The sequence below is a fragment of the Actinomyces ruminicola genome (assembly GCF_900103885.1).
Lineage (GTDB): Bacteria > Actinomycetota > Actinomycetes > Actinomycetales > Actinomycetaceae > Actinomyces > Actinomyces ruminicola.
The window spans coordinates 90,618-114,388 of the sequence record NZ_FNIM01000008.1 but is presented as its reverse complement, the minus strand read 5'-3'; the positions used below and the strand labels follow the sequence as shown (position 1 = coordinate 114,388).

Here is a 23,771-nt window from a genome sequence, read left to right as displayed (position 1 = left end):
GACCCGACAACCGAGGACCGCATGACCACTCAGCCAAGCACCCCCGAAACCATCGCCGAGCGGCTTAACGCGGGCGAGCCCTACGTACTCGCCTTCGGCGGACAGGCGACCCCCTGGCGCAGCACCCTGGAGGAGCTGGCCGGCCTGGACCGCGACCTAGCCGCGGAGCTGGCCGCCGTCGACGCCGCCGTCGCCGACCGCCTGGCCCCGGTCGCCACCGACCTGCTGACCGTGACGCCGCGCGGGGCGCGGTTCTTCACCGACGCCGGCGCCCCGGTGGCCCCGGCCCCGCAGGGAACCGCCGGAGCCGCCGACACCGCCGACGTGTCCGTGCCCGGCATCCTGTTCGCCCAGCACGCAGCCCTGGCCTGCCTGCCCGGCTCCGGCATCGACCCGGCCGGCGAGCATGCCCCGGGCGCCGTCATCGGCCACTCCCAGGGCGTGCTCGGCGTCGCCCTGCTGGATGCCCTGCACCGGGCCCGCAGCGACGGCGGCGAGGCGGTCACCGACGCGGTGGTGCAGGTGCACGCCATCGCCCGCCTGATCGGCGCCGCCGCGGCGCGCACCACCGGCCGACTCGACCTGGGCACCGTGGGGGAGACCACCCCTATGCTCTCGGTGCGCGGGGTCACGCGCGACGTGCTCGACGGCGTGCTGGCTCAGGTGCCGGGCTCGGAGCGGATCGCCGTCGGCGTGGTCAACGGGCGTCAGGCACACATCCTGTCCGGCCGCCCCGGCGACCTGGAGCGGGTCATCACCGCCCTGGAGGCCGCCGCCCGCCGCAGCGCGCGCGACCGCAAGGAGCGGCGCCGCGGAGGCGCCGTGCTGAACCCGATCACCGAGTTCCTGACCACCTCGGTCCCCTTCCACACGCCGCTGCTGGCCGGCGCCGTCGACGACGTGGTGGCCTGGGCCGAGCGCGCCGGGCTGGACGCCGAGCTCGCCCGCGACCTGGCCGTCGCCGTGCTCATCGACCCGGTCGACTGGCCCGCGATCGTCGCCTCCGCCCTCGGGGAGGGGGAGTCCGCCCGCCGGCTGATCCTCGACGTCGGCCCGGGCGCCGTGCTGTCCCGCCTGACCGAGCCGGTGGTCGCCGGCACCGGCACCACGGTGGTGCCCGCGGGCACCGCTAGCCGCATCGACGACCTGGACCGGCCCGGCGCCGCCCCCGCCCCCACCGTGGACCGGGCTCGCTTCGCGCCCCGTCTGACCCAGCTGCCCGACGGGCGCATCACCCTCGACACCGCCTTCACCCGCCTGACCGGCCGCTCCGCCATCCTGCTGGCGGGCATGACGCCCACCACCGTGGACCCGGAGATCGTCGCCGCCGCCGCGAACGCCGGCTACTGGGCGGAGCTGGCCGGTGGCGGCCAGACCACCGCGAAGGTGCTGGCCGACAACCTGGCCGGCCTGGAGCAGGCCCTGGAGCCGGGGCGCACCGCCGCCTTCAACGCCATGTTCATGGACCGCTACCTGTGGAACCTGCACCTGGGCTCCCAGCGGCTGCTGTCCAAGGCGCGCGCCGCCGGCACCCCCGTGGACGGCGTGGTCATCTCCGCCGGCATCCCCGAGCTGGACGAGGCCGTCTCCCTGATCACCCGCCTGCGCGCCGAGGGCTTCCCCTACGTCGCCTTCAAGCCCGGCACCGTCGACCAGATCCGCCAGGTCATCGCCATCGCCAGGGCCGTCCCCGACGTGCCCGTGATCATGCAGATCGAGGACGGCCACGCCGGCGGCCACCACTCGTGGGAGGACCTGGACACCATGCTCCTGGCCACCTACGACGCCATCCGCGCCGTGGACAACCTGGTGCTGTGCGTCGGCGGCGGCATCGGCGCCCCCGAGCGGGCCGCCGACTACATCACCGGGCGCTGGGCGCTGGCCTACGGCACCGCGGCCGCGCCGGTGGACGGCGTCTGCGTGGGCACCGCCGCCATGACCTGCCTGGAGGCCAAGACCAACGAGGACGTCAAGCAGCTGCTGGTGGACACCCCCGGCATCGACCCCGCCCACGAGGGCGGCTGGGTCGCCTCCGGCGCCTCCGCCGGCGGCATGACCTCGGGCCTGTCCCACCTGCGCGCCGACCTGTACGAGATCGACAACTCCTCGGCCCGTGCCTCCCGACTCATCCAGGAGCTCGCCGGCGACGACGCCGCCATGACGGCGCGCCGCGAGGAGATGATCGCCGCCCTTGCCAAGACCGCCAAGCCCTACTTCGGCGACGTCGAGGAGATGAGCTACCTGGAGTGGGCGACCCGGTACGCGCAGCTGTGCGTGGCCCCGCACGACGGGCGCGCCGCCACCCGCGAGGACTGGGCGGACGAGGGCTGGTACGACCGCTTCCTGGACCTGCTGCACCGCGTCGAGGCGCGCCTGAGCGACGCCGACCACGGTGAGATCCCCACCCTGTTCGCCGGCGAGGACGACGTCCTGGACGCCGACGCCGCCCTCGCCGCCCTGGCCGAGCGCTACCCGCAGTCCGCCACCACCCGGGTGGAGCCGGCGGACGCCGCCTGGTTCGTCGACCTGTGCCGCAAGCACCCCAAGCCGGTTCCCTTCGTGCCCGTGCTCGACGCCGACATCCTGCGCTGGTGGGGCACCGACTCCCTGTGGCAGTCACAGGACCCCCGCTACACCGCCGACCAGGTGCGTATCATCCCCGGCCCGGTCTCCGTGGCCGGCATCACCACCATCAACGAGCCGGTCGGCCACCTGCTGGGCCGTTTCGAGTCCGCCGTCATCGAGGCGCTGGAGGCCGACGGCACCCCGGCCGCCCCAGCCGCCGGGCGCATCGGCACCACCCTCACCGCCGAGGCCCGTCCCGTGGCCGACGCCACCGAACTGGTGCGCGCCACCCCCCACGTGCTGTGGAACGGGCACCTGACCGTCAACCCCGCCCGCGTGCTGGCCGACGACGCCTACCGGGTGGTGGCCCGCCCCGACGTCGCCGCGGACGCCTACGACTTGGACATCCACCTCGATACCCATTGGGACGACACCCCCGGTGGCGAGGCGATTCACGCCGTGCGCCGGCTGGTGGTGCCCCTGCGGCTGGCACGCGCCTGGGACGGGGCCGCCCCCTTCGTGGACCCGGGCCGGATCAGCGAGACCATGAACGACCTGTTGCGCAACACCGCGGGCGTCGGCGCCGTGTCCGTCACCGGCGACCTGGTCGACCACCTGCCCGAGGTAATGGCCCCGGAGGCGGGCGCCACGGATGCCCTGGGGCGCCCGGCCGACCAGCCCTTCGGGACCGTGCACGCCCGCTTCACGCTGGCCGACACCCTGGGCGCCGACCACGCCGCGGTCACCGCGGACGCCCTGCCCACCACGCTGGCCGCTGCACCGCTCGTCCCCGACGCCCTGCTCGGCCCGTGCTGGCCGGTGGTCTACGCCGCCCTGGGCAGCGTCGTCGAGGACGGCATGCCGCTGATCGAGGGCCTGCTCGGCGCCGTGCACCTCGACCACACCATCGATCTGCGCCGCCCGCTGGCCGACCTGGCTCGTGACGCCGGCCCCGACTGCGTCATTCAGGCCGACGGCTGGGTCGCGGCTCTGGAGGAGTCCAGCGCCGGACGGGTGGTCGACGTGCGCCTGCAGCTGACCGACGCCGCCGACGGCAGCCTGATCGCCCTCATGCGCGAGCGCTTCGCCATCCGCGGCCGCGCCTCCGGCACCGCCGTGCCCAGCGCCCCCGAGGCCGCCGGCGGCACCGGCCGGGCCACCGCGCCCGCCGCCCGCCGCCTGCTGCGCCGCATCACCGTCAGCGCCCCCAGCGACATGACCGCCTTCGCCCGCGTCACCGGCGACTTCAACCCGATCCACACCAGCTACCACGCCGCGAAGGTGGCCGGCATGAACGCCCCGCTCGTGCACGGCATGTGGCTGTCGGCCACCGCCCAGCAGGCGGCCGCCGCCACCGGCACCGACGGCACCCACCACGTGCTCGCGGGCTGGACCTACACCATGCTCGGCCCGGTGGAGCTGAACGACCGGGTGCAGATCAGCGTCGAGCGCACCGGCCTGGTGGTCGGCGGCGGCCAGGTCCTGGAGGTCACCTGCCGCGTGGGCGATGAGGTGGTCTCCCGCGGCACCGCCGTCACCGAGCCGGAGCCGACCGCCTACGTCTACCCCGGCCAGGGCATCCAGGCCCGCGGCATGGGCCTGGACGAGATGCGCACTTCCAGGGCCGCCCGTGCGGTCTGGGAGCGGGCCGACGCCCACACCCGCGCCGAACTGGGCTTCTCCGTGATCGCGCTGGTGCGGGACAACCCCACCGAGATGACGGCCCGCGGCGTGACCTACCGGCACCCGGACGGCCTGCTCAACCTCACCCAGTTCACCCAGGTGGCCCTGGCCACCGTCGCCATGGCCACCACCGCCCGCCTCGCCGAGGCCGGAGCCCTGGTGGAGTCTGCCGCCTTCGCCGGCCACTCCCTGGGCGAGTACACGGCCCTGAGCGCCTACGGGCGGGTGATGTCCGTGGAGACCACGATCTCGATCGTCTTCCAGCGCGGCTCGACCATGCACTCACTGGTGCCGCGCGACGACACCGGCGCCTCCAACTACCGGATGGGCGCCCTGCGTCCCAACCAGGCGGGCATCTCCGCCGCCGAGGTGGAGGACTACATCCGCGGGGTCTCCGAGGCCTCCGGGGAGTTCCTGCAGATCGTCAACTACAACCTCGCCGGTGTGCAGTACGCCGTCGCGGGCACCATCAAGGGCCTGGAGGCGCTGGCCGCCGACGCCCGCGCCAAGGCCGCGGCCCGGGGCGGGAAGAACCCCTTCATGTACGTCCCCGGGATCGACGTGCCCTTCCACTCCGAGGTGCTGCGCCCCGGTGTGCCGGAGTTCCGCGAGCGGCTGCTCGCACTGATCCCCACGGACCTGGATGTGGAACGCCTCGTGGGTCGCTACGTGCCCAACCTGGTGGCCCGTCCCTTCGCGCTCACGCAGGACTTCGCCCGCGCCATCCTGGAGGTGGTCCCCTCCGAGCCGGTGCGCGAGATCGTGGACGACTGGGAGCAGTGGGCCTCACGGCCCGGTGACCTCGGCCGTCAGCTGCTGGTGGAGCTGCTGGCCTGGCAGTTCGCCTCCCCGGTGCGGTGGATCGAGACACAGGATGTGCTGCTGTCCGCCCCCGAGCAGGGCGGGCTGGGCGTGGAGCACATCGTCGAGGTGGGCCTGGCCGCCTCCCCGACGCTGGCCAACCTCGCCTCCCGCACGCTGGCGCTGCCCCAGCACGCCGGCCGCCACGTGGTGGTGCACAACGCCCGCCGCGACGAGGCCCGCGTACTGGCCACCGACACCGACCCGGCCGCCGGGATCGAGGAGGAGGCCGCGGCGCAGACCACCGTCGAGGTCTCCGAGCCGACCACGTCCGCGCCGTCCGCGCCCACCCCCGCTGCCGCGGTGGAGGCCGCGCCCGCCGAGGCGGCGCCGGCGGCGGTGTCTGCTCCGGCAGCCTCCGGCCCGGTCGCGGACCTGCCCTTCGGCGCGACCGACGCCCTGACGGTGCTGCTGGCGCACGCCGCCCGCATCCGCCCGGAGCAGATCGCTCCCACCGACACCACCGAGACGCTCACCAACGGCGTGTCCTCGCGCCGCAACCAGCTGCTCATGGACCTGGGCACCGAGCTGCAGCTGGCCAGCATCGACGGCGCCGCCGACGCCGATATGAGCACCCTGGCCGGCATCGTCGCCAAGGGAGCCCCCGGCTACAAGCCCTTCGGTCCGGTGCTGGCAGACGCCACCCGCACCGGCCTGGGCCGTATCCTCGGCCCCTCCGGGGTCCGTGCCGGCCGCATCGCCGACCGGGTCACGGGCACCTGGGGCCTGGGCGACGGCTGGGTCTCCCACGTGACCGCCGAGATCTTCCTGGGCACCCGTGAGGGATCCTCCATGCGCGGCGAGGACCTGGCCTCGCTCGGCTCCGCCGAGCCGCTCACCAGTGCGGGCGCGGTGGACGCACTCATCGACGCCGCCGTGCAGGCGGTCGCCGGCGCCCACGGGGTGACCGTGTCCATGCCGAGCGCCGGTGGCGGGGCCGGGGCGGTGGTCGACTCCGCGGCCCTGGATGCCTTCGCCGCGCAGGTCACCGGCGCCGACGGCGTGCTCGCCACCACCGCGCGCACGCTCCTGGACGCCTTGGGCCTGGCCGACAAGGCCGGCGTGCCGGCCGACGCCGGCGACGAGGCGACCGCCACCCGCGCCGCCGTCGCCGCCATCGACGCCGAGCTGGGCACCGGCTGGGTCAAGTCCGTGACCCCCGCCTTCTCCGCCGAGCGCGCCGTCCTCATTGACGACCGGTGGGCCTCCGCCCGCGACGACCTGGCCCGCCTGGGCAACGGCGAGACGGACCTCGAGACGGCCGCCGCGCTGCTGGAGCCGCAGCGCTTCACCGGCCTGGGCACCGCGGTGGCCGACCAGGCCGCCTGGTGGGGGCGGCAGCTGCGGGCCGCCGCGGCCGCCGAGGGTGCCGCAGACCTGACCCGTCGGGCCGAGATCGCCGAGGCCATTGCCGCGGCCGCGGCCCAGGCGCCGGTCGCCGGCGCGGACTCGGTCCGCTGGGCGGACGACGTCGCCGTGGTCACCGGGGTGGCCCCCGGGTCCATCGCCGCGGCCGTCGTCGGCGAGCTGCTGGCCGGCGGGGCCACCGTGGTGGCCACCAGCTCCCGGCTCACCCACGAGCGGCTGGCCTTCGCCACTGGCCTGTACCGCGAGCACGCCTCCGCCGGCGCCCGCCTGTGGATGGTGCCCGCCAACCTGGCCTCCTACCGGGACGTGGACGCCCTGGCCGACTGGATCGGCAACGACCAGGTGGTCACCTCCGGTGGCTCCACCAAGCTGGTCAAGGAGGCGCTGGTCCCGACGCTGCTGTTCCCCTTCGCGGCCCCGCGCGTGGTCGGCACCCTCGCCGACGCCGGCCCGGCCGCCGAGTCCCAGACCCGGCTGCTGCTGTGGAGCGTGGAGCGCACCATCGCCGCGCTGGCCGCCATCGGCACCGACACGCATGTGGACCACCGTCTGCACGTGGTCCTGCCGGGCTCGCCCAACCGCGGCACCTTCGGCGGCGACGGCGCCTACGGCGAGGTCAAGTCCGCACTGGACGCCGTGGTGAACCGGTGGCGCGCGGAGAAGAACTGGTCCGGGCGCGTCACCCTCGCCCACCCGCGCATCGGGTGGGTGCGGGGCACCGGCCTGATGGGCGGCAACGACCCGCTGGTGCAGGCCGTTGAGGCCGCCGGCGTGCGCACCTGGTCCACCCAGGAGATCGCCGTGGAGCTGGTGGAGCTGTGCACCGCGCCGGTGCGCGAGCGCGCCGCCGACGCCCCCGTGTCCGCGGACCTGACCGGCGGGCTCGGCGACGACGTGGACCTGGTGGCCCTGCGCGAGAGCGCCCGGGCCGCGGCCCCCGCGCCGCAGCCGGAGCCCGAGCCGCAGGCGACTGTCAAGGCCCTGCCCACCCCGCAGGTGCCCACGCAGCCCACCGCCCCCGACTGGGGAGAGGTGGACGCCGACCTGGACGACCTGGTCGTGGTGGTGTCCACCGGTGAGGTCTCCACCTGGGGCTCGGGCCGTACCCGCCGCGAGGCGGAACTGGGCATGACCGCGGGCGACGACGTCGAGCTGACCGCCGCCGGCGTCCTGGAGCTCGCCTGGGGCATGGGCCTGCTGACCTGGCAGGACAGCCCCAAGGCCGGCTGGTACGACACCGAAGGGGAGTTCGTCGACGAGTCCGACATCTACACCCGCTACCGCGACGAGGTCGTGGCCCGCTGCGGCATCCGCGAGTTCGTCGACGACGGTGTGATCGCCACCGAGGGGCCGGAGGAGGTCGCGGTCTACCTCGACCACGACATCACCCTGACCGTGGCCGACGAGGCCACTGCCCGCACCATCGAGGTCACCGACCCCGAGCACACGCTGGTGGCCCCGGAGTTGGCCGACGGCGCGCCCACGGGGGAGTGGACCGTCACCCGCCTGGCCGGCTCGCTGGCCCGGGTGCCGCGCCGCGCCACGCTCTCGCGCACGGTCGGCGGCCAGTTCCCGGTCGACTTCGACCCGGAGCGCTGGGGCATCCCCGCCTCCATGGTGCAGGGCATGGACACCATCGCCTCCTGGAACCTGGTCACCGCGGTGGACGCCTTCCTGTCTGCCGGATTCTCCCCGGCCGAGCTGCTGGCGGCGGTGCACCCCTCCGACGTGGCCTCCACGCAGGGCACCGGATTCGGCGGCATGGAGTCCATGCGCAAGATGTTCGTGGGCCGCTTCCTCGGCGAGGAGCGTCCCAGCGACATCCTGCAGGAGGCCCTGCCCAACGTGGTGGCGGCGCACGTGATGCAGTCCTACGTCGGCGGCTACGGCTCCATGGTGCAGCCGGTATCGGCCTGCGCCACCGCCGCCGTGTCCATCGAGGAGGGCTGGGACAAGATCGCCCTGGGCAAGGCCGACGTGGTGGTGGCCGGCGCCATCGACGACATCTCCATCGAGTCGGTGGTCGGCTTCGGCAACATGAACGCCACCGCCGAGGCGGAGGCCATGTACGCCAAGGGCATCTCCGCCCGCCACTTCTCCCGCGCCAACGACCGCCGCCGCGGCGGCTTCGTGGAGGCCGAGGGCGGCGGCACGGTGATCCTGGCGCGCGGCTCCGTGGCGGCCCGCCTGGGCCTGCCGGTGGCCGGCGTGATCGGATTCGTCTCCTCCTACGCCGACGGCGCCCACACCTCCATCCCCGCCCCCGGGCTGGGAGCGCTCGGTGCGGGACGCGGCGGCAAGGACTCCCGCCTGGCCAAGGCCCTGGCAAGGCTGGGCGTGGAGGCCGACGACATCGCCGTGGTCTCCAAGCACGACACCTCCACCGGTGCCAACGACCCCAACGAGTCGGAGCTGCACACCCGCCTGGCCCGTGCCCTCGGGCGCAGCGAGGGCAACCCCCTGGTGGCCGTCTCCCAGAAGACGATCACCGGGCACGCCAAGGGCGGTGCCGCGCTGTTCCAGGTGGCCGGGCTGGCCGAGATCCTGGCCACCGGCATCGCGCCGGGCAACGCCAGCCTGGACGTGGTGGACGCGCCGCTGGAGAAGGACGCCTTCTGGGTGTGGCCGCGCACCGCGATCCGCCTGGCGGGCCGCGGCGGTGCGGGCGGCCGGGTGCCGGGCGCAGGCCCGGTGCGCGCCGGCCTGCTGACCAGCCTCGGCTTCGGGCACGTGTCCGGCCTGATCGCCCTGGTGCACCCCGGTGCCTTCGAGGCGGCCCTGCGGGCGCAGGGCGGCCAGGAGGCCGTGGACGCCTGGGTGGCCTCCGCCAACCGACGCCTGGCCGCGGGCACGCGTCGCCGCCGTGCCGGCATGATCGGGCGGGCGCCGTTGTTCGAGCAGATCGACGGCCGGCGCCTGGGCGAGGAGCGCAAGGGCCGCGACCCGCACGAGGTCGAGGCGGCCATGCTGCTGGATCCGCAGGCCCGGCTCGGCGCCGACGGCGTCTACCACACTGGGGAGGCCACCGGTCGGCACGCCTGAGTCCCTCGGGCGCGATCCGGCTTCTTACGCAGCGCCTGTGCGGCGGCTCCCCTCCGGGGAGCCGCCGCACAGGCGTAGTCACGGCAACGGGCACAGGGGAGGGGCCGACCGTCTTCCGGTCCGTCCCCGGTCGGCAGGCGCTCAGCAGACGATGTGCGCCAGGCCGTGCCGCAGATCCTGGGAGATATTTCCCCGCTCGGCTTCGGGCGCGTTGAGGTGGTCGATCGTCAGCCCGTTGACGAGGGCGGTGACCAGACGCGCCCCCGTGGATGGGGAGACTCCCGGACGCAGGTGACCGGAGTCCCGTACGACCTCCAGTGCCGACTCGAGCCGGCTGCGGAAGAGGACGATCGCCTCCCAGTAGAGCTCAGCGAGCCAGGGTCGGGTGGAGGCTGCCGCGCCGTAGGCAACCCAGAGTGAGGCGTCCTCCCGGCGCACATCCGCCGTGGGCAGGAGCTCGCTGAGGGCGAGGTGCAGGGCCTCCAGCGGATCGTCGGTGGAAGACAGTGACAGGACCCGCTCGTTCTGTCGCTGGACTGAGCGGATGAAGGCGTTGGTGAGAAGGGCCTGGCGGGTTCGTGCGTGGTACTGGACCGTCCCGGGCGCCAGGCGGGACTGAGCCGCCACGGTGCGCACGCTGACGCGGTCAAAGCCGTCACGGGCGATGACCGTGATCGTCGCGTCCGCGATCGCGGCCTCGGTGGCCGAGAAGCCCCTAGTGAAAGGCGAGACTGAGCCGGTCGTAGGCATGCGTACCTCCTGACGTGGACATCCTCACCATAGTCGTCGTACGATCGTACGACGATAGGCCCGCACGCCGATGTTTACGAAGGGACGCTCATGGGGGATCTTCTCGCTCTCGTCGGGCTGGCGCTCCTGGACTCGACGAGCCTAGGGACGCTGGTAATCCCTCTCGGCCTGGTCGTACGACGCCGCCGCGTCGATCCCGGGCCCATGAGCGTCTACTTCCTGACCGTGTGCACCGTCTACGCTGCGCTCGGCCTGGCGCTGATGGCGGGGATCGACGTCGCCGCCGGGGTCATCCTGCCGCTCACCCGCACCGATGCCGTACGTTGGCTGGGCCTGGTACTGGGAGCAGGGCTGGCTCTGTTCGGGATCCTCGCCCCGAACCCGAAGAAGCCGAGCGCCTCCGATCCCGAGCGCTCGACGGCCCGCCCGGCGCCCATCGGCCTCGGCTCGACGATAGCACTGGGCCTGGGAGCCGCTTTGACCGAAGCAGCCACAATGGTGCCGTATATCGCCGCCACCGGGATCATCGCCGGCATGGATCTTGGATGGGGCGGCAGGCTCGTCGTCCTGGTGGGCTACTGCCTTGTCATGATCATGCCGGCGGGCGTTCTCATCGGTGTCGCTGCCCTGTACGGCGAGCGCCTCTTCGGGCGGCTGGAGAGGATGGTCCCCAGACTCGAGTACGAGGCGAAGGTGACGCTGCTGTGGATCGCAGCCATTATCGGGCTGCGCATGGCTGCTATCAACGCCTCCGCCCTCGGTCTGCTCGGCGATTGAGAGCGCCTTGGAGGCCCGTGACATCTCGCTGACGCCTCACAGCGCCGCGTCGCCGAGCCATGACGTCGTGAGGGGCTCGGCTCCGCCGGGCCGACGCCACTGGCTCAGCACTTGGCCGGGCGCTTCCTCCACGGCCGGCGTCGGAGGCGGTCGACTCGTGCGAGATCGAACTGGTCACCAATCGACGTCGCCGCCGTCACCGACTCCCTGGGCATGTTCGGTGGGCGATGATGGTCGTGGACGACCGGTTCGCGTAACTCCTCGCGATGATCCCGCGGTCGCGCTGGCCCCCGATGGCCAAATTCGGTCGGCGACGCTCCGTTGCAGCGAAGAATGAACGTGACGTACAGTTTTCTGCACAGGAGGTGAGTTATGAGGACCATGACCTACACGGAGTCCCGCGCGCGCTACGCCCAAGTGCTCAACGACGTCGTCGACGACCGCGAGGAGGTCGTCATCACACGAGCCGGGCACGATCCCGCTGTCATCGTCTCCCTAGCGGAGTACGAGGCGCTCAAGGAGACCGCCTATCTCCTGCGCAACCCCGCCAACGCCAGACGGCTCCTGGAGTCGATCACCGAGCTCGAGGGCGGGCGCGGCAGGGCCCACGAGCTAGTGAACACCCGCGAGGACTGACCGGGCCCGCCATGAGGCTGATCTGGTCTACCCATGCCCGGCAGGACTACCTGTGGTGGCAGACTGAGGATCGTCGAGTCCTCGAACGCGTTAATCTCCTCCTCCAGGACACTCAACGGCACGGCAACGAGGGCCTCGGCAAGCCCGAGGCCCTCCGCGGCAATCTCAGCGGCTACTGGTCGCGTCGCATCACGGCCGAGCACAGGCTTGTCTACCGGGTCGATGGGGACGACATCCTCATCGTTGCGTGCAGGCTCCACTATGGGCGTTGAGCCGCGGTTGCCCGACATCCCCGAACGTCAAGACGGTGAGATCCTCGGCGTCGGAGTCGACCTGGTGCACATCCCCGGCCTGGCCCACCAGCTCACGATCCCGGGGACCGTCTTCGCCGAACGGGCCTTCACCGCCCGCGAGCTGCGGGACGCCGCCCGCCGGGCCGACGCCACCGGCTCCCTCCGGGCCGAGCACCTGGCCGGACGCTGGGCCGCGAAGGAGGCCTTCATCAAGGCCTGGTCGGCCGCCGCCAATACCCGTGCCGGGCATGCCGTCGCCCCGCAGCTACCGCCGGAGGCGGTCGACTGGCGTGAGATCGAGCTGGTCGGTGACCGCTGGGGACGCCCGTCGCTGCGCCTGACCGGCACCGTTGCCGAAGCCGTGGCCGCGGCCCTGGGTGAGGGCGGCGACGCCTCGAAGTGCTGGCCCGTCTCTCTGACCCACGACGGGGACTGGGCCGCCGCCATCGTGCTGTACGTCGGCCCCTCACCAGGCCGCTGAGCAGGCCCGACACGCCCCGGCCAGCGGCTGTCCGTATCAAACCGGCCGCCGAATCCCGCGCAGGCAGTGATCGGCGCCTCATTAGCGGTACAGTTCTGCCATGAAAAAGTTAATCAACTCCGTCGACGAGGTCGTGACCGATGCGCTGGCAGGGATGGCCGCGGCGCACCCCGGCAGCCTCCGGGTCGACGTCGCACAGCACATCGTCTATCGCGCCACCCCCAAGGACGAGGGCAAGGTCGCCATTGTCTCGGGAGGCGGCAGTGGTCACGAGCCGCTCCACGGCGGCTTCGTCGGCACCGGCATGCTCGACGCCGCCTGCGCCGGCGAGATCTTCACCTCGCCCGTGCCCGACCAGGTGTCCGCCGCCACCGCCGCCGTCGATCGCGGTGCGGGCGTGCTGCACATCGTCAAGAACTACACCGGCGACGTGATGAACTTCGACATGGCCGCAGAGATGGTCGCCGCCGAGTCCGGCATCGAGGTCGCCACCGTCGTCACCGCCGACGACGTCGCCGTTGAGGACTCCCTCTACACCGCGGGCCGCCGCGGCGTGGGCGTGACCGTGATCGTGGAGAAGATCGCCGGCGCAGCCGCCGAGGAGGGGCGCTCGCTCGCCGAGGTGGCCGCCGTCGCGGAGCGCACCTCACAGGCCGGCCGCTCCATGGGCGTGGCTCTGACCTCCTGCACCGTCCCCGCCAACGGCAAGCCCTCCTTCGACCTGCCCGAGGACGAGATCGAGATCGGCATCGGCATCCACGGCGAGCCCGGACGGCACCGCGAGAAGATTGCGCCGGCCTCCGAGATCGCCGCCCGTCTGGCCGAGCCCATCCTGGCGGAGCTGCCCGCCGGAGACGGACACGGCGTGATCGCCTTCCTCAACGGCATGGGCGCCAGCCCCCTGCTCGAGCTCTACCTCATGTACGGCGAGGTCGCCAAGATCCTCGACCGCGCCGGCGTCAAGGTCGAGCGCTCCCTGGTGGGCAACTACATCACCAGCCTCGACATGGCCGGCTGCTCCCTCACGCTCGTGCGTGCCGACGAGGAGATGCTGCGCCTGTGGGACGCCCCGGTGAACACGCCCGGCCTGCGTTGGGGAGTCTGAGAACGTGGCAGCGAGCACTACGAGCACACCTGCCCCGTTGACCGTCCTGACCACAGCGGACGTGACCGCCTGGATCCGCCGCGCCGACGAGTTGATCTCCGATCACGCCGATGAGCTCACCGCCCTGGACGCGGCCATCGGCGACGCCGACCACGGCGCCAATATGAAGCGCGGACTCGCCGCGGCGGTAGAGGCGCTGGCGGCACAGCCGGAAACACCAGCGGCGGTGCTGAAGAAGACCGCCATGGCGCTGATCTCGAAGGTCGGCGGCGCCGCCGGCCCGTTGTACGGCACTTTCTTCCTGCGCATGTCCACCGCCTGTGCCGGCAAGGAGAGCATTGACGCCGCCGCCCTGGCCGAGGCCGTCGGGGCGGGCATAGGCGGGATCGTCCAGCGCGGCAACGCCGAGGCCGGGGACAAGACCATGATCGACGCCTGGAACCCCGCTCTGGAGGCGCTGCGTGCCGGGGCGGCGGCGCCCGGCTCCGCGCTGGCGGCCGCGGTCGACGCGGCGGCGGCCGCCGCGGACGCGGGCCGTGCGGCCACCGAGCCCATGCTGGCGAAGAAGGGCCGCGCCTCCTACCTGGGGGAGCGGTCCATCGGCCACATCGACCCCGGCGCGTCCTCCACCGCCCTGATCGTGCTGGCGCTGGCGGATGTCGTCTCCGGCCGGGTGGCGGGTGACGCATGACGGGCCTCGTCGTCGTCTCCCACTCACGTCCGCTCGCCGACGCCCTCGTGGCCCTCGCCAAGGGCCTGATCCCCGGCCTGGATGCGCCGCTGGAGGTGGCGGCCGGCCTGCCCGACGGCGGTCTGGGCACCGACGCCACCGAGATCATGGCGGCCATTGAGCGGGCGGACGACGGCAGCGGGGTGGTGATCCTGGCCGACCTGGGCAGTGGCGTCCTGTCCGCCCAAACGGCCCTGGAGCTGCTGGAGCCGGAGCTGGCCGAGCGCGTGCACCTGTCCGGCGGCGCGCTCGTGGAGGGACTGGTCGCCGCATATGCCGCGGCCGGCACCGGTAAGGCACCGGATGCGGTACTCGCCGACGCCGAGGCCGCGGCTTCGCTTAAACTGCGGCAGGTTGCAGGCCCCCCGCCCCCGTAGGAGAACCATGACCGAGACGACCTTCCAAGCCATCTCCATGATCATCTACTTCGTTGGAATGGTGGCGATCGGCTGGTGGGCCTACGGTCATAACGACTCCCTGGACGACTACATGCTGGCGGACCGCGGGCTCGGGCCCGCGGTCACCGCCCTTTCTGCGGGCGCCTCCGACATGTCCGGCTGGCTGCTGATGGGACTGCCCGGGGCGCTGTACGCCAGCGGTCTGGTCGAGGCGTGGATCGCCGTCGGACTCACGGTCGGCGCCTGGCTGAACTGGCGCTACGTCGCCCCCAGGCTGCGCTCGTACACGGAGGTCGCCCAGGACTCCATTACGATTCCCAGCTTCCTGGACAACCGCCTGCACGACGACCGGCACCTGCTGCGCTGGGCCAGCGGCGGCGTGATCGTCATCTTCTTCACCTTCTACGTCTCCTCCGGCATGGTCTCCGGCGGCACCTTCTTCGAGTCCTCCTTCGGGCTGGACTACCGGCTGGGGCTCACGCTGGTTGCCGGCATCACCGTGATGTACACGCTGGTGGGCGGTTTCCTGGCGGTGTCCTACACGGACCTGGTGCAGGGGATCATGATGGTGACCGCACTGATCGCAGTGCCGGTCGTGGGCGTTATCCGGCTCGGCGGGCTGGGGGAGACCCTGCAGGCGGTCAGCGAGGTGGATCCGCACTACTGGGCGGTGCTCGGGCCCACCACCTCCCTGATCGGCATCGTCTCCTCCCTGGCCTGGGGCCTGGGCTACTTCGGGCAGCCGCACATCATCGTCCGCTTCATGGCGCTGCGCAGCCCCCAGGAGGCCGTCACCGGGCGTCGCATCGGCATCGGCTGGATGCTGTTCGCCGTCGCCGGCGCGGCCGCCACCGCCATCGTCGGGGTGGCCGTCTTCCAGCGCGACGGCGCCGCCCTGGCCAATCCCGAGACCGTGTTCATCGGCCTGGGCCAGTTGCTGTTCCACCCCTTCGTGGCCGGTTTCATGCTGGCCGCCATCCTCGCCGCGATCATGTCCACCATCTCCAGCCAGCTGCTGGTGACCTCCTCCGCCCTGATCGAGGACCTGTACCGGCACGTATTCCACCGGCAGGTCTCCCAACGCCGCCTGGTGATGTACTCGCGCTTCGCCGTGCTGGCCGTGGCCGTGGTCGCCGCCGCCATGGCCTGGACCCCCAATGACACGATCCTGGCGCTGGTCGCCTTCGCCTGGGCCGGCTTCGGCGCATCCTTCGGCCCCACCATCCTGCTGTGCCTGTACTGGAAGCGGCTGACCGCCACCGGCGCCTTCACCGGCATTGTCGCGGGCGCCGCGGTGGTGATGATCTGGGGCAATGTCTCCGGGGGACCGGGCGGGATCTTCGACCTCTACGAGCTCGCCCCCGGCTTCGCCGCCAACCTCCTGGCGGCCTGGTCCGTGTCGCGGGCGGGCCACCCCGACCAGGCCGTCGCCGAGGAGTTCGAGGCCGCGGTCGCCGCCGCCCGCTGACCGGCTCCCCGGGGCGGCCCGCCCGCACCTGGGAGGGCCACCCCGGCGCCCGGCGGAGTATCCTGGTGGTGCTCAAGGGAGAGACCACCATGAAGACCGTCCGCCGCCCCGCTGTCGCCGGAACCTTCTACCCGGGGGATGCGCACAAGCTGAGGCGCATGCTCGAAGAACTGCTCGCGCCTGCACGCGCCGCACGTGCGGCCGACGACCCCGCGCCCAAGGCCGTCGTGGTTCCGCACGCGGGCTACGTCTACTCCGGGCCGATGGCGGCCCGCGCCTACGCCCGCCTCGAAGCCGGCCGGGGGCGGATCAGCCGCGTCGTCCTGCTGGGCCCCACCCACCGGGTGCCGGTGCGCGGGCTGGCCCTGCCGGGCGCCGACCAGCTGGCCACACCCCTGGGCACGCTGGACGTCGACGCCGCCGCCGGCGCACTGGCCGCCGCACTGCCCGGCGTGACCACGGCGCCGGAGGTGCACGCCTGGGAGCACTCCCTGGAGGTGCAGCTGCCCTTCATCCAGACGGTCCTCGGTGACGTGACGGTGGTGCCCCTGGCGGTCGGCACCGCCTCGGCGCGTACGGTCGCCGACGTGATCGCGGCCCTGTGGGGCGGTCCCGAGACCGTTATCGTCATCTCCTCCGACCTGTCCCACTACCTGCCGCAGGAGCTCGCCGTCGCCGTCGATGAGGAGACCGTGTCCCGGATCCTCTCCCTCGACTCCACCATCACCCACGACCACGCCTGCGGAGCGACCCCGTTGGACGGCATGCTGCTGGCCGCCCGCGAGCACGGCATGCGCGCCGAGCTGCTGGGCCGGTGCACGTCGGCGGACACCGCCGGAGACCCCGACCGCGTGGTCGGCTACTGCGCCGTCGCCCTTCACGAGCAGTCCGCTGAGGCCGACCCCGCAGTCGCCTCGGCTGCCGGTGCGGCCGGGGAGGCGACCGAGCCGCCCGACGACGCCGGTGAGGTCCTGCTGCCGCTGGCCCGCCGGGCGATCGCCCGCGCCGTTGGCGCCGAGCCAGGCGCGCCGGCGGACCTGCTGACTGGGGACCAGCCCGCCTGGCTCGAGCGCGCGGGCGCCGCCTTCGTCACCCTGCGCAGTGCCGACGGGTCCCTGCGCGGCTGCATCGGCTCGCTTGAGCCGCACCGCCCGCTCGGGCGCGACGTGGTCGACAATGCCGTCGCCGCCGCCCTGCGCGACCCCCGCTTCCCGCCGGTGTCGGCCACCGAGCTGCCCGCCCTCAGCCTGGAGGTGTCGGTGCTGACGGCGCCCGAGCGCATGGATGCGCGCGACGAGCAGGCGGTGCGCCGTCGTCTGCGCCCGGGTGTCGACGGCGTGGTGCTGCGGCTGGGCGCCCGGCGTGCCACCTTCCTGCCGCAGGTATGGCAGGAGCTGCCCGATCCGGCCGACTTCCTGCGGCACCTCAAGCGCAAGGCCGGCTGGCCGCCAGGGTTCTGGGACCCGGAGATGGTGGTCGAGACCTACCGCGTGCGCGCCTGGGAGGAGCCGTGAGCGCCGCGGCCGCCGCCGAGGCTGCGGCGGCGGAGCCCGCCCGCCCGGCTGGGGGGCGCGCCGAGCTCTACCCGGCCCGCTGGTGGCGGCCGCTGCCGGACGGACGGTTGCAGTGCGACCTGTGCCCGCGGCACTGCCGCCTGCGGGAGGGGCAGCGCGGCTTCTGCTTCGTGCGCCGTCGCACCGGTGACCTGATCGAGCTCACCGCCTACGGCCGCTCCACCGGCGTGTGCCTGGACCCGGTGGAGAAGAAGCCGCTGAACCACGTCCACCCCGGAAGCTCGGTGCTGTCCTTCGGCACCGCCGGCTGCAACCTGTCGTGCAAGTTCTGCCAGAACTGGGAGATCTCCACCGCCCGCTCCGTGGAGGTGCTCTCCGTGGACGCCCCGCCGGAGCGGATCGCCGCACAGGCGGTGGCCGTGGGAGCCCGCGCCGTCGCCTTCACCTACAACGACCCGGTGGTGTTCGCCGAGTACGCCATTGACACCGCCCGGGCCTGCCACGAGCGGGGGCTGCTGGCCTACGCGGTCAGCGCGGGCTGGATCTGCGAGCAGCCGGCGCTGGAGCTGTTCGGCGCCGTCGACGCCGCCAACATCGACCTGAAGGGCTTCACCGAGGAGTTCTACCGAAAGATCACCGGGGCGCGGCTGAAGGACGTGCAGGACACGCTGGTGCGGGTGCGGGAGCGCACCTCGACCTGGCTGGAGCTGACCACGCTGCTCATCCCCGGCCTGAACGACTCGCCCGCAGAGATCGGCCGCCTCGCCGCCTGGGTGGCGGGCGAGCTCGGCGCGGACACACCGCTGCACCTGACCGCCTTCCACCCCGCCCACCGCATGCTCGACCGGCCGCCGACCCCGCTGACCACGCTCAGGCGGGCCCGCCGGGCGGCGCTCGAGGCCGGGCTGCACTTCGTGTACCTGGGCAACGTGCGCGATGAGGAGGGTGCGACGACACTGTGCCCGGGCTGTGGGGAACCGGTCATCGTCCGCCGCGGCTACACGGTGGAGACCTACGCCCTGGATGAAAGCGGATGCTGCCGCCACTGCGGGCGGCGCCTCCCGGGCCTGTTCGACGCCGACGACCCAGGCGGATCCGAAGCCGCCCTTCCCTGGCGCCTGGCCCCGACAGGCTGGTGACCGGCGCTCCCTCATGCACGTGCTCCTGCGGCGTACCGGGCTGATCTCCCGGGTGCTCTTGCCCCTGTCCGCCGTACTTGCGCCTGGCGCGCCCCGGGCGCACTCGACCTTAGGGACCGCGTCACGGCCGGCATCCGCCGCGGCTGACCGAAGATCGCCCCGCGCGCCGGGTCGGGGTTGTCACCACGTCCGGCAGGCACTAATGTCGGCCTTGCATAACACGTGCTCCGGGGTCGGTGAAAGTCCGAACCGGCGGTGACAGTCCGCGACCCGGTTGCGTCGGCCCGCAGGGCAGGCACAACCGGCTGAGCCGGTGGAATTCCGGCACCGACGGTGAGAGTCCGGATGGGAGGAGACACGTGGCACGCGTCCGGCGCGGTCGGCTCGTGGCGCGCCCCAGGTGGCGTGCCGCAGGGGCGGGCAGCAGGGCGTAGTGTCGTGCGGCGCAATATGCGTACCGCCCGTCGCCCCGGAGTGCCCCGGGGCGGGTGCTCCGGGGGAACCGGAGAGGACGCCGCACATGACCAGTGCCACCGTCGGCAGGGCCGGCCTGGGCACCGCTCACTGTGAGACTGCCCGCACGCCGCTTCCCGCGCTTCCCAGCGCGTTTCACCTACGGCTCCATCCGCCGGCCGTATTGGGCGCCGCGCTGCTGCTGGCCTGGTGGGCCATCACGCGCGTCGGGGCGATCCCGCCGGTCTTCCTGCCCTCTCCATCCGCCGTGGCCCGCCGCCTGGTGCTCGCATTCGCCCAAGGGGGAATGGCCGGGTACACCTGGGTGACACTGCGAGAGGCGCTGCTCGGCTGCCTGGCCGCCGCGGCGCTGTCTCTGCCCCTGGCCTGGACTCTGTACCGCTCCCGGCGCTTCTCCCGCGCCGTGCTGCCGTACGTGGCCGCCTCCCAGGCCGTGCCCGCCATCGCCATCGCGCCGCTGCTGGTGGTGTGGATCGGCTACGGGACTGTGCCCACGGTGGTGCTGTGCGTGCTCATGGTCTTCTTCCCGATCACCGTGACCGTGCTGCTCGGACTGCGCGGCCTGGACACGGACGTGATCGATGCCGCCCGGCTCGACGGCGCCCACGGGGTGTCCATGCTGCTCTACATGGAGCTGCCGATGGCCCTGCCCTCCATCCTGTCCGGCCTGCGCACCGGCTTCACCCTGTCCGTGACGGGCGCCGTGATCGGCGAGATGACCATGGGCGGGGAGGGCCTGGGCATGGTGCTCGCCTCCCAGCGTCAAGCCGTCGACACCACCGGCCTGTTCTCAACCATCGTGGTGCTGTGTGTCATTGCCACCACCATTCACTGGGTGTTGCACGAATTGGAGCGGCGCAGCCGCGTCGTCGCCTCCATGCGGGGCCGAAGCGCCACCTGAGCCCGTCATCCCCCGATTTCCCAGCCGCCGCACAGCACCGAGAGGAACCTATGACCGCCCCCGCCCCCCGTCCGGGAATGACCCGCCGCACGCTGCTGACCGCCCTGGGAGCCGGTGCCGCCGGCCTGCTCGCCGCCTGCGCGTCGGGCACCGGCGCCCGGTCCCAGACCGCCTCGGCCTCCGCCGCGGCCTCTGGCCTCGTGATCGGCATGACCTACACCCCGAACGTCCAGTTCGCCCCGTTCTACCTTGCCCTGGCCGACGGCGAGTACGCGGATAACGTCACTCTGCGCCACCACGGAGAGCAGGAGGGACAGTTCGACGCGCTGCTGGCCGGAACCGAGCACATCGTCGTCGCCGGCGGCGACGAGGCGATCGTGGCCGCCTCCAACGGCAACGAGCTGGTGATCATCGGCGGCTACTACCAGCGCTACCCCGGCTGCATTATCGTCCCCGAGGAGTCCGACATCACCCAGCCGGCAGACCTCAGGGGCAAGCGGATCGGCACACCCGGCAAGACCGGGGAGACCTGGTACTCGGTGCTGGTGGCGCTGTCCTCGGCCGGGCTGACCGAGGACGACGTCGAGGTGCAGGAGATCGGTTACACCCAGCAGGCCGCCCTGGCCGGCGGCAAGGTGGATGCGATCGCGGGATTCTCCAACAATGACGCCGTCCAGATCGCCCGGAACGGCATGCCGGTACGCGTCATCGAGATCGGCGAGAAGGTGCCGCTGCTGGGCGCCTCCCTGGTCACCACCGCCCAGGTACTCGCCGACAGGCGCGGTGAGCTGGAGGCGGCCGTGGCGGCCTCCGCCGTCGGCATGACCGCCTTCGTGAACGACCCCGACGCGGCCGTGAGCGCCACCAAGGCGTACGTGCCGGACCTGGTGGATACCACCCAGGCCGAAAACGCTCGCGAGGTGGCCGTGGCCACGGGCGAGCTGGTGCGGCCCAGCGAGGACGCCGTGGTGGGCGCGCTCGTGCCCGAGCAGGTGGGGGAGACCATCGACTTCCTGTCCGGCCACGGGCTGCTGGGCGAGAGCACCGTTACCTCCGACGCCGTCTGCGAACCGCTGCTGACCGTCTGACGCGCACGCCCGGGAGGGCCGGGCGAAGGCCCGGCGGGGTCGGCCCTACAGCCGGCAGGCCACCAGGGAGGAGACCAGGATGGCGCGCGCGCCGATGGCGTAGAGCTCATCCATGATGCGGTTGGCGTCCTTGCGGGGGACCATCGCCCGCACGGCCACCCAGTCGGGGTTCTGCAGCGGGGAGACCGTGGGGGACTCAATACCCGGGGTGATCTCGCTGGCCAGGTGCAGGCGGTTCATGGGGATGTCGTAGTCCACCAGCACGTAGGAGCGGGCCCGCAGCACCCCCTCCAGGCGGCGCACGAGCGTGGCCAGGCCGGGCTCGTCGCGGTACTGCTCGGTGGTGATCAGCACCGCCTCACTGGCCAGAATCGGCTCCCCGAAGGTCTCCAGACCGGCGGCCCGCAGCGTCGAGCCGGTCTCCACGACGTCGGCGATCAGGTCCGCCACCCCCAGCTGCACCGAGGACTCCACGGCGCCGTCCAGGTGGACGGTCTGCGCGCTGACTCCCTGCGCGGCCAGGTAGTTGCGCACCAGCACGTCGTAGGACGTGGCCACCCGCTTGCCCTCGACGTCGGCCAGCGAACTCATAGTGCCGGAGGGGGCGGCGAAGCGGAAGGTGGAGCGGGCGAAGCCGAGCGGGAGGTGCTCGATCGCCTCCACGCCCGAGTCCAGCAGCAGGTCGCGGCCGGTCACGCCGGCGTGCACGGTGCCCTGACCGACATACACGGCGATGTCACGCGGACGCAGGAAGAACAGCTCCACCTGGTTGGCGTCGTCGACGAGGACGAGCTCCCGGCCGGAGCGGCGAGTGCGGTATCCCGCCTCGGAGAGCATGGTGGTCGCGGGCTCGGACAGGGAGCCCTTGTTGGGGACGGCGATGCGCAGCACGGTGGTCCTGACTGTGTTATGGGTGGTGGGTGAATTCGGGCCGGAGCGGAGTCCGGCGGTGAGGGAAGGCTCGGCGCCTCACAGGTAGCGGTAGACGTCTTCCAGCGTGTAGCCCTTGGCCAGCATCATCACCTGGGTGTGGTAGAGCAGCTGGCTGATCTCCTCGCAGGCGGCCGCATCCGACTCGTGCTCGCAGGCCATCCAGGTCTCGGCCGCCTCTTCGACCAGCTTCTTCCCGATGAAGTGTACGCCGCGGTCAAGCTCATCAACCGTCCCGGAACCCGCGGGGCGGTTGACGGCCTTGTCCTGCAGCTCGGCGAAAAGGTCCTCGAAGGTCTTCATGGGCACAGCGTAGTGCAGCACCGGGGCCGGTCGGCTCCTCCGCTCAGATACCCGGGAGGGTGCGGACCAGGCGGGCGGCATGGCGGCCGGCCGCCGCCGCGGCCAGGAAGGCGGCGGGGTCCTGTTCGAGCCCGCGTCCCATGGTGTTCAGCCGCACACCGGTGTCTTGTTCCACGGCGGCCAGTGCCTCGGGCAGTCCCGTGACGGATACGTCCACCCGGCGGTGCGTGGCTCCCCGGGGGCGCGGGGCGCACAGCGCCTCGGCCTGCTGGTCGACCTGTTCCCCGATGATTCCGGGCAGGCGCGGGACTACGACGTCTGCGGCCGCCAGGGCCACGCGCCCGTAGGCCGTCAGGGAGTGGTGGGAGATGCCGCGGTGGCGCGCCCGGGCGTCCGCCTCGGAGACGCGCAGGCAGGCGACCGGGCGGCCCCCGAGTGCGGCGACGGCGTTGACGGCGTCGCCGCAGGCCACCCCGGAGAACCCCCAGGGGGTGTCGGTGCCGAGGTTGCCGGGCCCCTGGGCGACGACGATCACGTCGGCGCCCAGCACGTGCCGGGCGGCCAGCAGCCCGTTGTGGATGCTGACGGCCTCCAGGTCCCCGCCCCAGGCCTGCCCCACGCTGACCGTGCCGGCCAGCGCACCGGAGTGCTGCAGCGCGGCCACGGTTCTCGAGTAGGGCAGTGGCAGGGCGCCCCCGTCGGTCATGACGTAGACGACGCGCAGCTCCCGCGGCTCCGTCGCCGTAGAGCCGGGCCTCGTGGACGTGGGCTCCGGGGCGCGCAAGCCGGCGAGCACGGCGGGAAGCGCGGAATGCAGATCGGCGATGACCACCGGCGCGTCCGCAAGCGTCAGGGTCTCAATAGGCGCGGACAGCAGCGCGTGGGCGGGCGTGTCCTGCTCATCAACCCCGGTCACCATGACCTGGTCGGGCATGTAGCGGGCCTTGACCAGGTGCCCGCCCGGCGCCGGATCGGCCGGCAGCAGGCTCGGCCGGGCGGTGACCATGGCGTGGCCGCCGGTGCCCAGGCCGCGGGCCAGTGCCGAGACCTCCAGCCGCACCCATTCTCCGGGCTCCGGCAGGCCGGTCAGCGACTCGTAGGCGATGGCCCGGCACGGCTCGCCGTCACCGAGCACGGTGGCTCCCGGGGGAGCGGAGACTATGCGCACCTCGACCTCGGCGCAGCGCCGGCCCGAAGGTCCCCAGATACTCCGCACCTTGAGCACGTCCCCGTCACGCCACATCATGGGACCAGCCTAAGCCACC

17 protein-coding genes and 1 riboswitch are annotated in these 23,771 nt (G+C 72.8%); of the genes, 13 read left to right on the top strand and 4 right to left on the bottom strand.

Annotated elements, in window-relative coordinates; genetic code table 11:
- Positions 1-21: 21 nt before the first annotated feature.
- The gene (locus BLR49_RS08035; protein ID WP_092536227.1) at positions 22-9,519 is read left to right on the top strand and encodes a type I polyketide synthase; all 9,498 of its coding nucleotides are present in this window, start codon (positions 22-24) and stop codon (positions 9,517-9,519) included.
- A gap of 141 nt (positions 9,520-9,660) precedes the next feature.
- Here the strand turns inward: BLR49_RS08035 and BLR49_RS08030 are convergent, their stop codons facing one another.
- Entirely contained in the window at positions 9,661-10,269 is a 609-nt protein-coding gene (locus tag BLR49_RS08030; protein WP_092536112.1) for a TetR/AcrR family transcriptional regulator, read from the bottom strand.
- Between the two features lie 90 nt (positions 10,270-10,359).
- Between BLR49_RS08030 and BLR49_RS08025 the strand changes: the two genes are divergently transcribed.
- The 12 genes from BLR49_RS08025 (at position 10,360) to BLR49_RS07970 (ending at position 21,273) form a co-directional block, all read left to right on the top strand.
- Positions 10,360-11,046: a GAP family protein gene (locus BLR49_RS08025; protein WP_092536109.1), complete on the top strand. Its 687-nt coding sequence runs from the start codon at positions 10,360-10,362 to the stop codon at positions 11,044-11,046.
- Between the two features lie 372 nt (positions 11,047-11,418).
- Entirely contained in the window at positions 11,419-11,682 is a 264-nt protein-coding gene (locus BLR49_RS08020; RefSeq protein ID WP_092536106.1) for a type II toxin-antitoxin system Phd/YefM family antitoxin, read from the top strand.
- 11 nt (positions 11,683-11,693) lie between these two features.
- Positions 11,694-11,954, top strand: coding sequence for a Txe/YoeB family addiction module toxin (locus BLR49_RS08015; protein ID WP_092536103.1), 261 nt, complete (start codon positions 11,694-11,696; stop codon positions 11,952-11,954).
- Positions 11,944-12,456 (top strand): holo-ACP synthase AcpS, encoded by a 513-nt coding sequence (gene acpS, locus BLR49_RS08010; protein ID WP_092536100.1) that lies wholly within the window; start codon positions 11,944-11,946, stop codon positions 12,454-12,456. Before BLR49_RS08015 ends, acpS begins: the two co-directional genes overlap by 11 nt.
- Before the next feature lie 100 nt (positions 12,457-12,556).
- Positions 12,557-13,561, top strand: coding sequence for a dihydroxyacetone kinase subunit DhaK (dhaK, locus tag BLR49_RS08005; RefSeq protein WP_092536097.1), 1,005 nt, complete (start codon positions 12,557-12,559; stop codon positions 13,559-13,561).
- Between the two features lie 4 nt (positions 13,562-13,565).
- Entirely contained in the window at positions 13,566-14,252 is a 687-nt protein-coding gene (dhaL, locus tag BLR49_RS08000) for a dihydroxyacetone kinase subunit DhaL (protein ID WP_245690553.1), read from the top strand.
- Positions 14,249-14,668, top strand: a complete 420-nt coding sequence (gene dhaM, locus BLR49_RS07995; protein ID WP_092536091.1) for a dihydroxyacetone kinase phosphoryl donor subunit DhaM — start codon at positions 14,249-14,251, stop codon at positions 14,666-14,668. Before dhaL ends, dhaM begins: the two co-directional genes overlap by 4 nt.
- Before the next feature lie 7 nt (positions 14,669-14,675).
- Positions 14,676-16,157 carry a sodium/proline symporter PutP gene (gene putP / locus BLR49_RS07990; RefSeq protein WP_092536088.1) on the top strand — a complete coding sequence of 494 codons (1,482 nt, stop codon included), beginning with the start codon at positions 14,676-14,678 and terminating at the stop codon, positions 16,155-16,157.
- 89 nt (positions 16,158-16,246) lie between these two features.
- Positions 16,247-17,671, top strand: coding sequence for an AmmeMemoRadiSam system protein B (gene amrB, locus BLR49_RS13680; RefSeq protein WP_092536224.1), 1,425 nt, complete (start codon positions 16,247-16,249; stop codon positions 17,669-17,671).
- Positions 17,668-18,810 (top strand): AmmeMemoRadiSam system radical SAM enzyme, encoded by a 1,143-nt coding sequence (gene amrS / locus BLR49_RS07980; RefSeq protein ID WP_092536085.1) that lies wholly within the window; start codon positions 17,668-17,670, stop codon positions 18,808-18,810. Before amrB ends, amrS begins: the two co-directional genes overlap by 4 nt.
- Before the next feature lie 220 nt (positions 18,811-19,030).
- Positions 19,031-19,171, top strand: a riboswitch (FMN riboswitch).
- 159 nt (positions 19,172-19,330) lie between these two features.
- Positions 19,331-20,185 (top strand): ABC transporter permease, encoded by an 855-nt coding sequence (locus tag BLR49_RS07975; RefSeq protein WP_092536082.1) that lies wholly within the window; start codon positions 19,331-19,333, stop codon positions 20,183-20,185.
- Between the two features lie 50 nt (positions 20,186-20,235).
- Positions 20,236-21,273: an ABC transporter substrate-binding protein gene (locus tag BLR49_RS07970; protein ID WP_092536079.1), complete on the top strand. Its 1,038-nt coding sequence runs from the start codon at positions 20,236-20,238 to the stop codon at positions 21,271-21,273.
- 45 nt (positions 21,274-21,318) lie between these two features.
- On the opposite strand, the gene hisG is transcribed toward BLR49_RS07970, so the two are convergent.
- The 3 genes from hisG to BLR49_RS07955 all read right to left on the bottom strand — a co-directional run bounded on the left by hisG (position 21,319) and on the right by BLR49_RS07955 (position 23,752).
- Positions 21,319-22,164 (bottom strand): ATP phosphoribosyltransferase, encoded by an 846-nt coding sequence (hisG, locus tag BLR49_RS07965; protein ID WP_092536076.1) that lies wholly within the window; start codon positions 22,162-22,164, stop codon positions 21,319-21,321.
- 78 nt (positions 22,165-22,242) lie between these two features.
- The gene (locus tag BLR49_RS07960) at positions 22,243-22,506 is read right to left on the bottom strand and encodes a phosphoribosyl-ATP diphosphatase (RefSeq protein ID WP_092536221.1); all 264 of its coding nucleotides are present in this window, start codon (positions 22,504-22,506) and stop codon (positions 22,243-22,245) included.
- Between the two features lie 43 nt (positions 22,507-22,549).
- Positions 22,550-23,752 carry a DUF3866 family protein gene (locus tag BLR49_RS07955; protein ID WP_092536073.1) on the bottom strand — a complete coding sequence of 401 codons (1,203 nt, stop codon included), beginning with the start codon at positions 23,750-23,752 and terminating at the stop codon, positions 22,550-22,552.
- Positions 23,753-23,771: the final 19 nt, after the last annotated feature.

Coding starts and splice junctions, on each gene's coding strand:
- BLR49_RS08035 (WP_092536227.1), top strand. CDS start 22: ATGACCACTCAGCCAAGCACCCCCGAAACCATCGCCGAGCGGCTTAAC.
- BLR49_RS08030 (WP_092536112.1), bottom strand. CDS start 10,269: ATGCCTACGACCGGCTCAGTCTCGCCTTTCACTAGGGGCTTCTCGGCC.
- BLR49_RS08025 (WP_092536109.1), top strand. CDS start 10,360: ATGGGGGATCTTCTCGCTCTCGTCGGGCTGGCGCTCCTGGACTCGACG.
- BLR49_RS08020 (WP_092536106.1), top strand. CDS start 11,419: ATGAGGACCATGACCTACACGGAGTCCCGCGCGCGCTACGCCCAAGTG.
- BLR49_RS08015 (WP_092536103.1), top strand. CDS start 11,694: ATGAGGCTGATCTGGTCTACCCATGCCCGGCAGGACTACCTGTGGTGG.
- acpS (WP_092536100.1), top strand. CDS start 11,944: ATGGGCGTTGAGCCGCGGTTGCCCGACATCCCCGAACGTCAAGACGGT.
- dhaK (WP_092536097.1), top strand. CDS start 12,557: ATGAAAAAGTTAATCAACTCCGTCGACGAGGTCGTGACCGATGCGCTG.
- dhaM (WP_092536091.1), top strand. CDS start 14,249: ATGACGGGCCTCGTCGTCGTCTCCCACTCACGTCCGCTCGCCGACGCC.
- putP (WP_092536088.1), top strand. CDS start 14,676: ATGACCGAGACGACCTTCCAAGCCATCTCCATGATCATCTACTTCGTT.
- amrB (WP_092536224.1), top strand. CDS start 16,247: ATGAAGACCGTCCGCCGCCCCGCTGTCGCCGGAACCTTCTACCCGGGG.
- BLR49_RS07975 (WP_092536082.1), top strand. CDS start 19,331: ATGACCAGTGCCACCGTCGGCAGGGCCGGCCTGGGCACCGCTCACTGT.
- BLR49_RS07970 (WP_092536079.1), top strand. CDS start 20,236: ATGACCGCCCCCGCCCCCCGTCCGGGAATGACCCGCCGCACGCTGCTG.
- BLR49_RS07960 (WP_092536221.1), bottom strand. CDS start 22,506: ATGAAGACCTTCGAGGACCTTTTCGCCGAGCTGCAGGACAAGGCCGTC.
- BLR49_RS07955 (WP_092536073.1), bottom strand. CDS start 23,752: ATGATGTGGCGTGACGGGGACGTGCTCAAGGTGCGGAGTATCTGGGGA.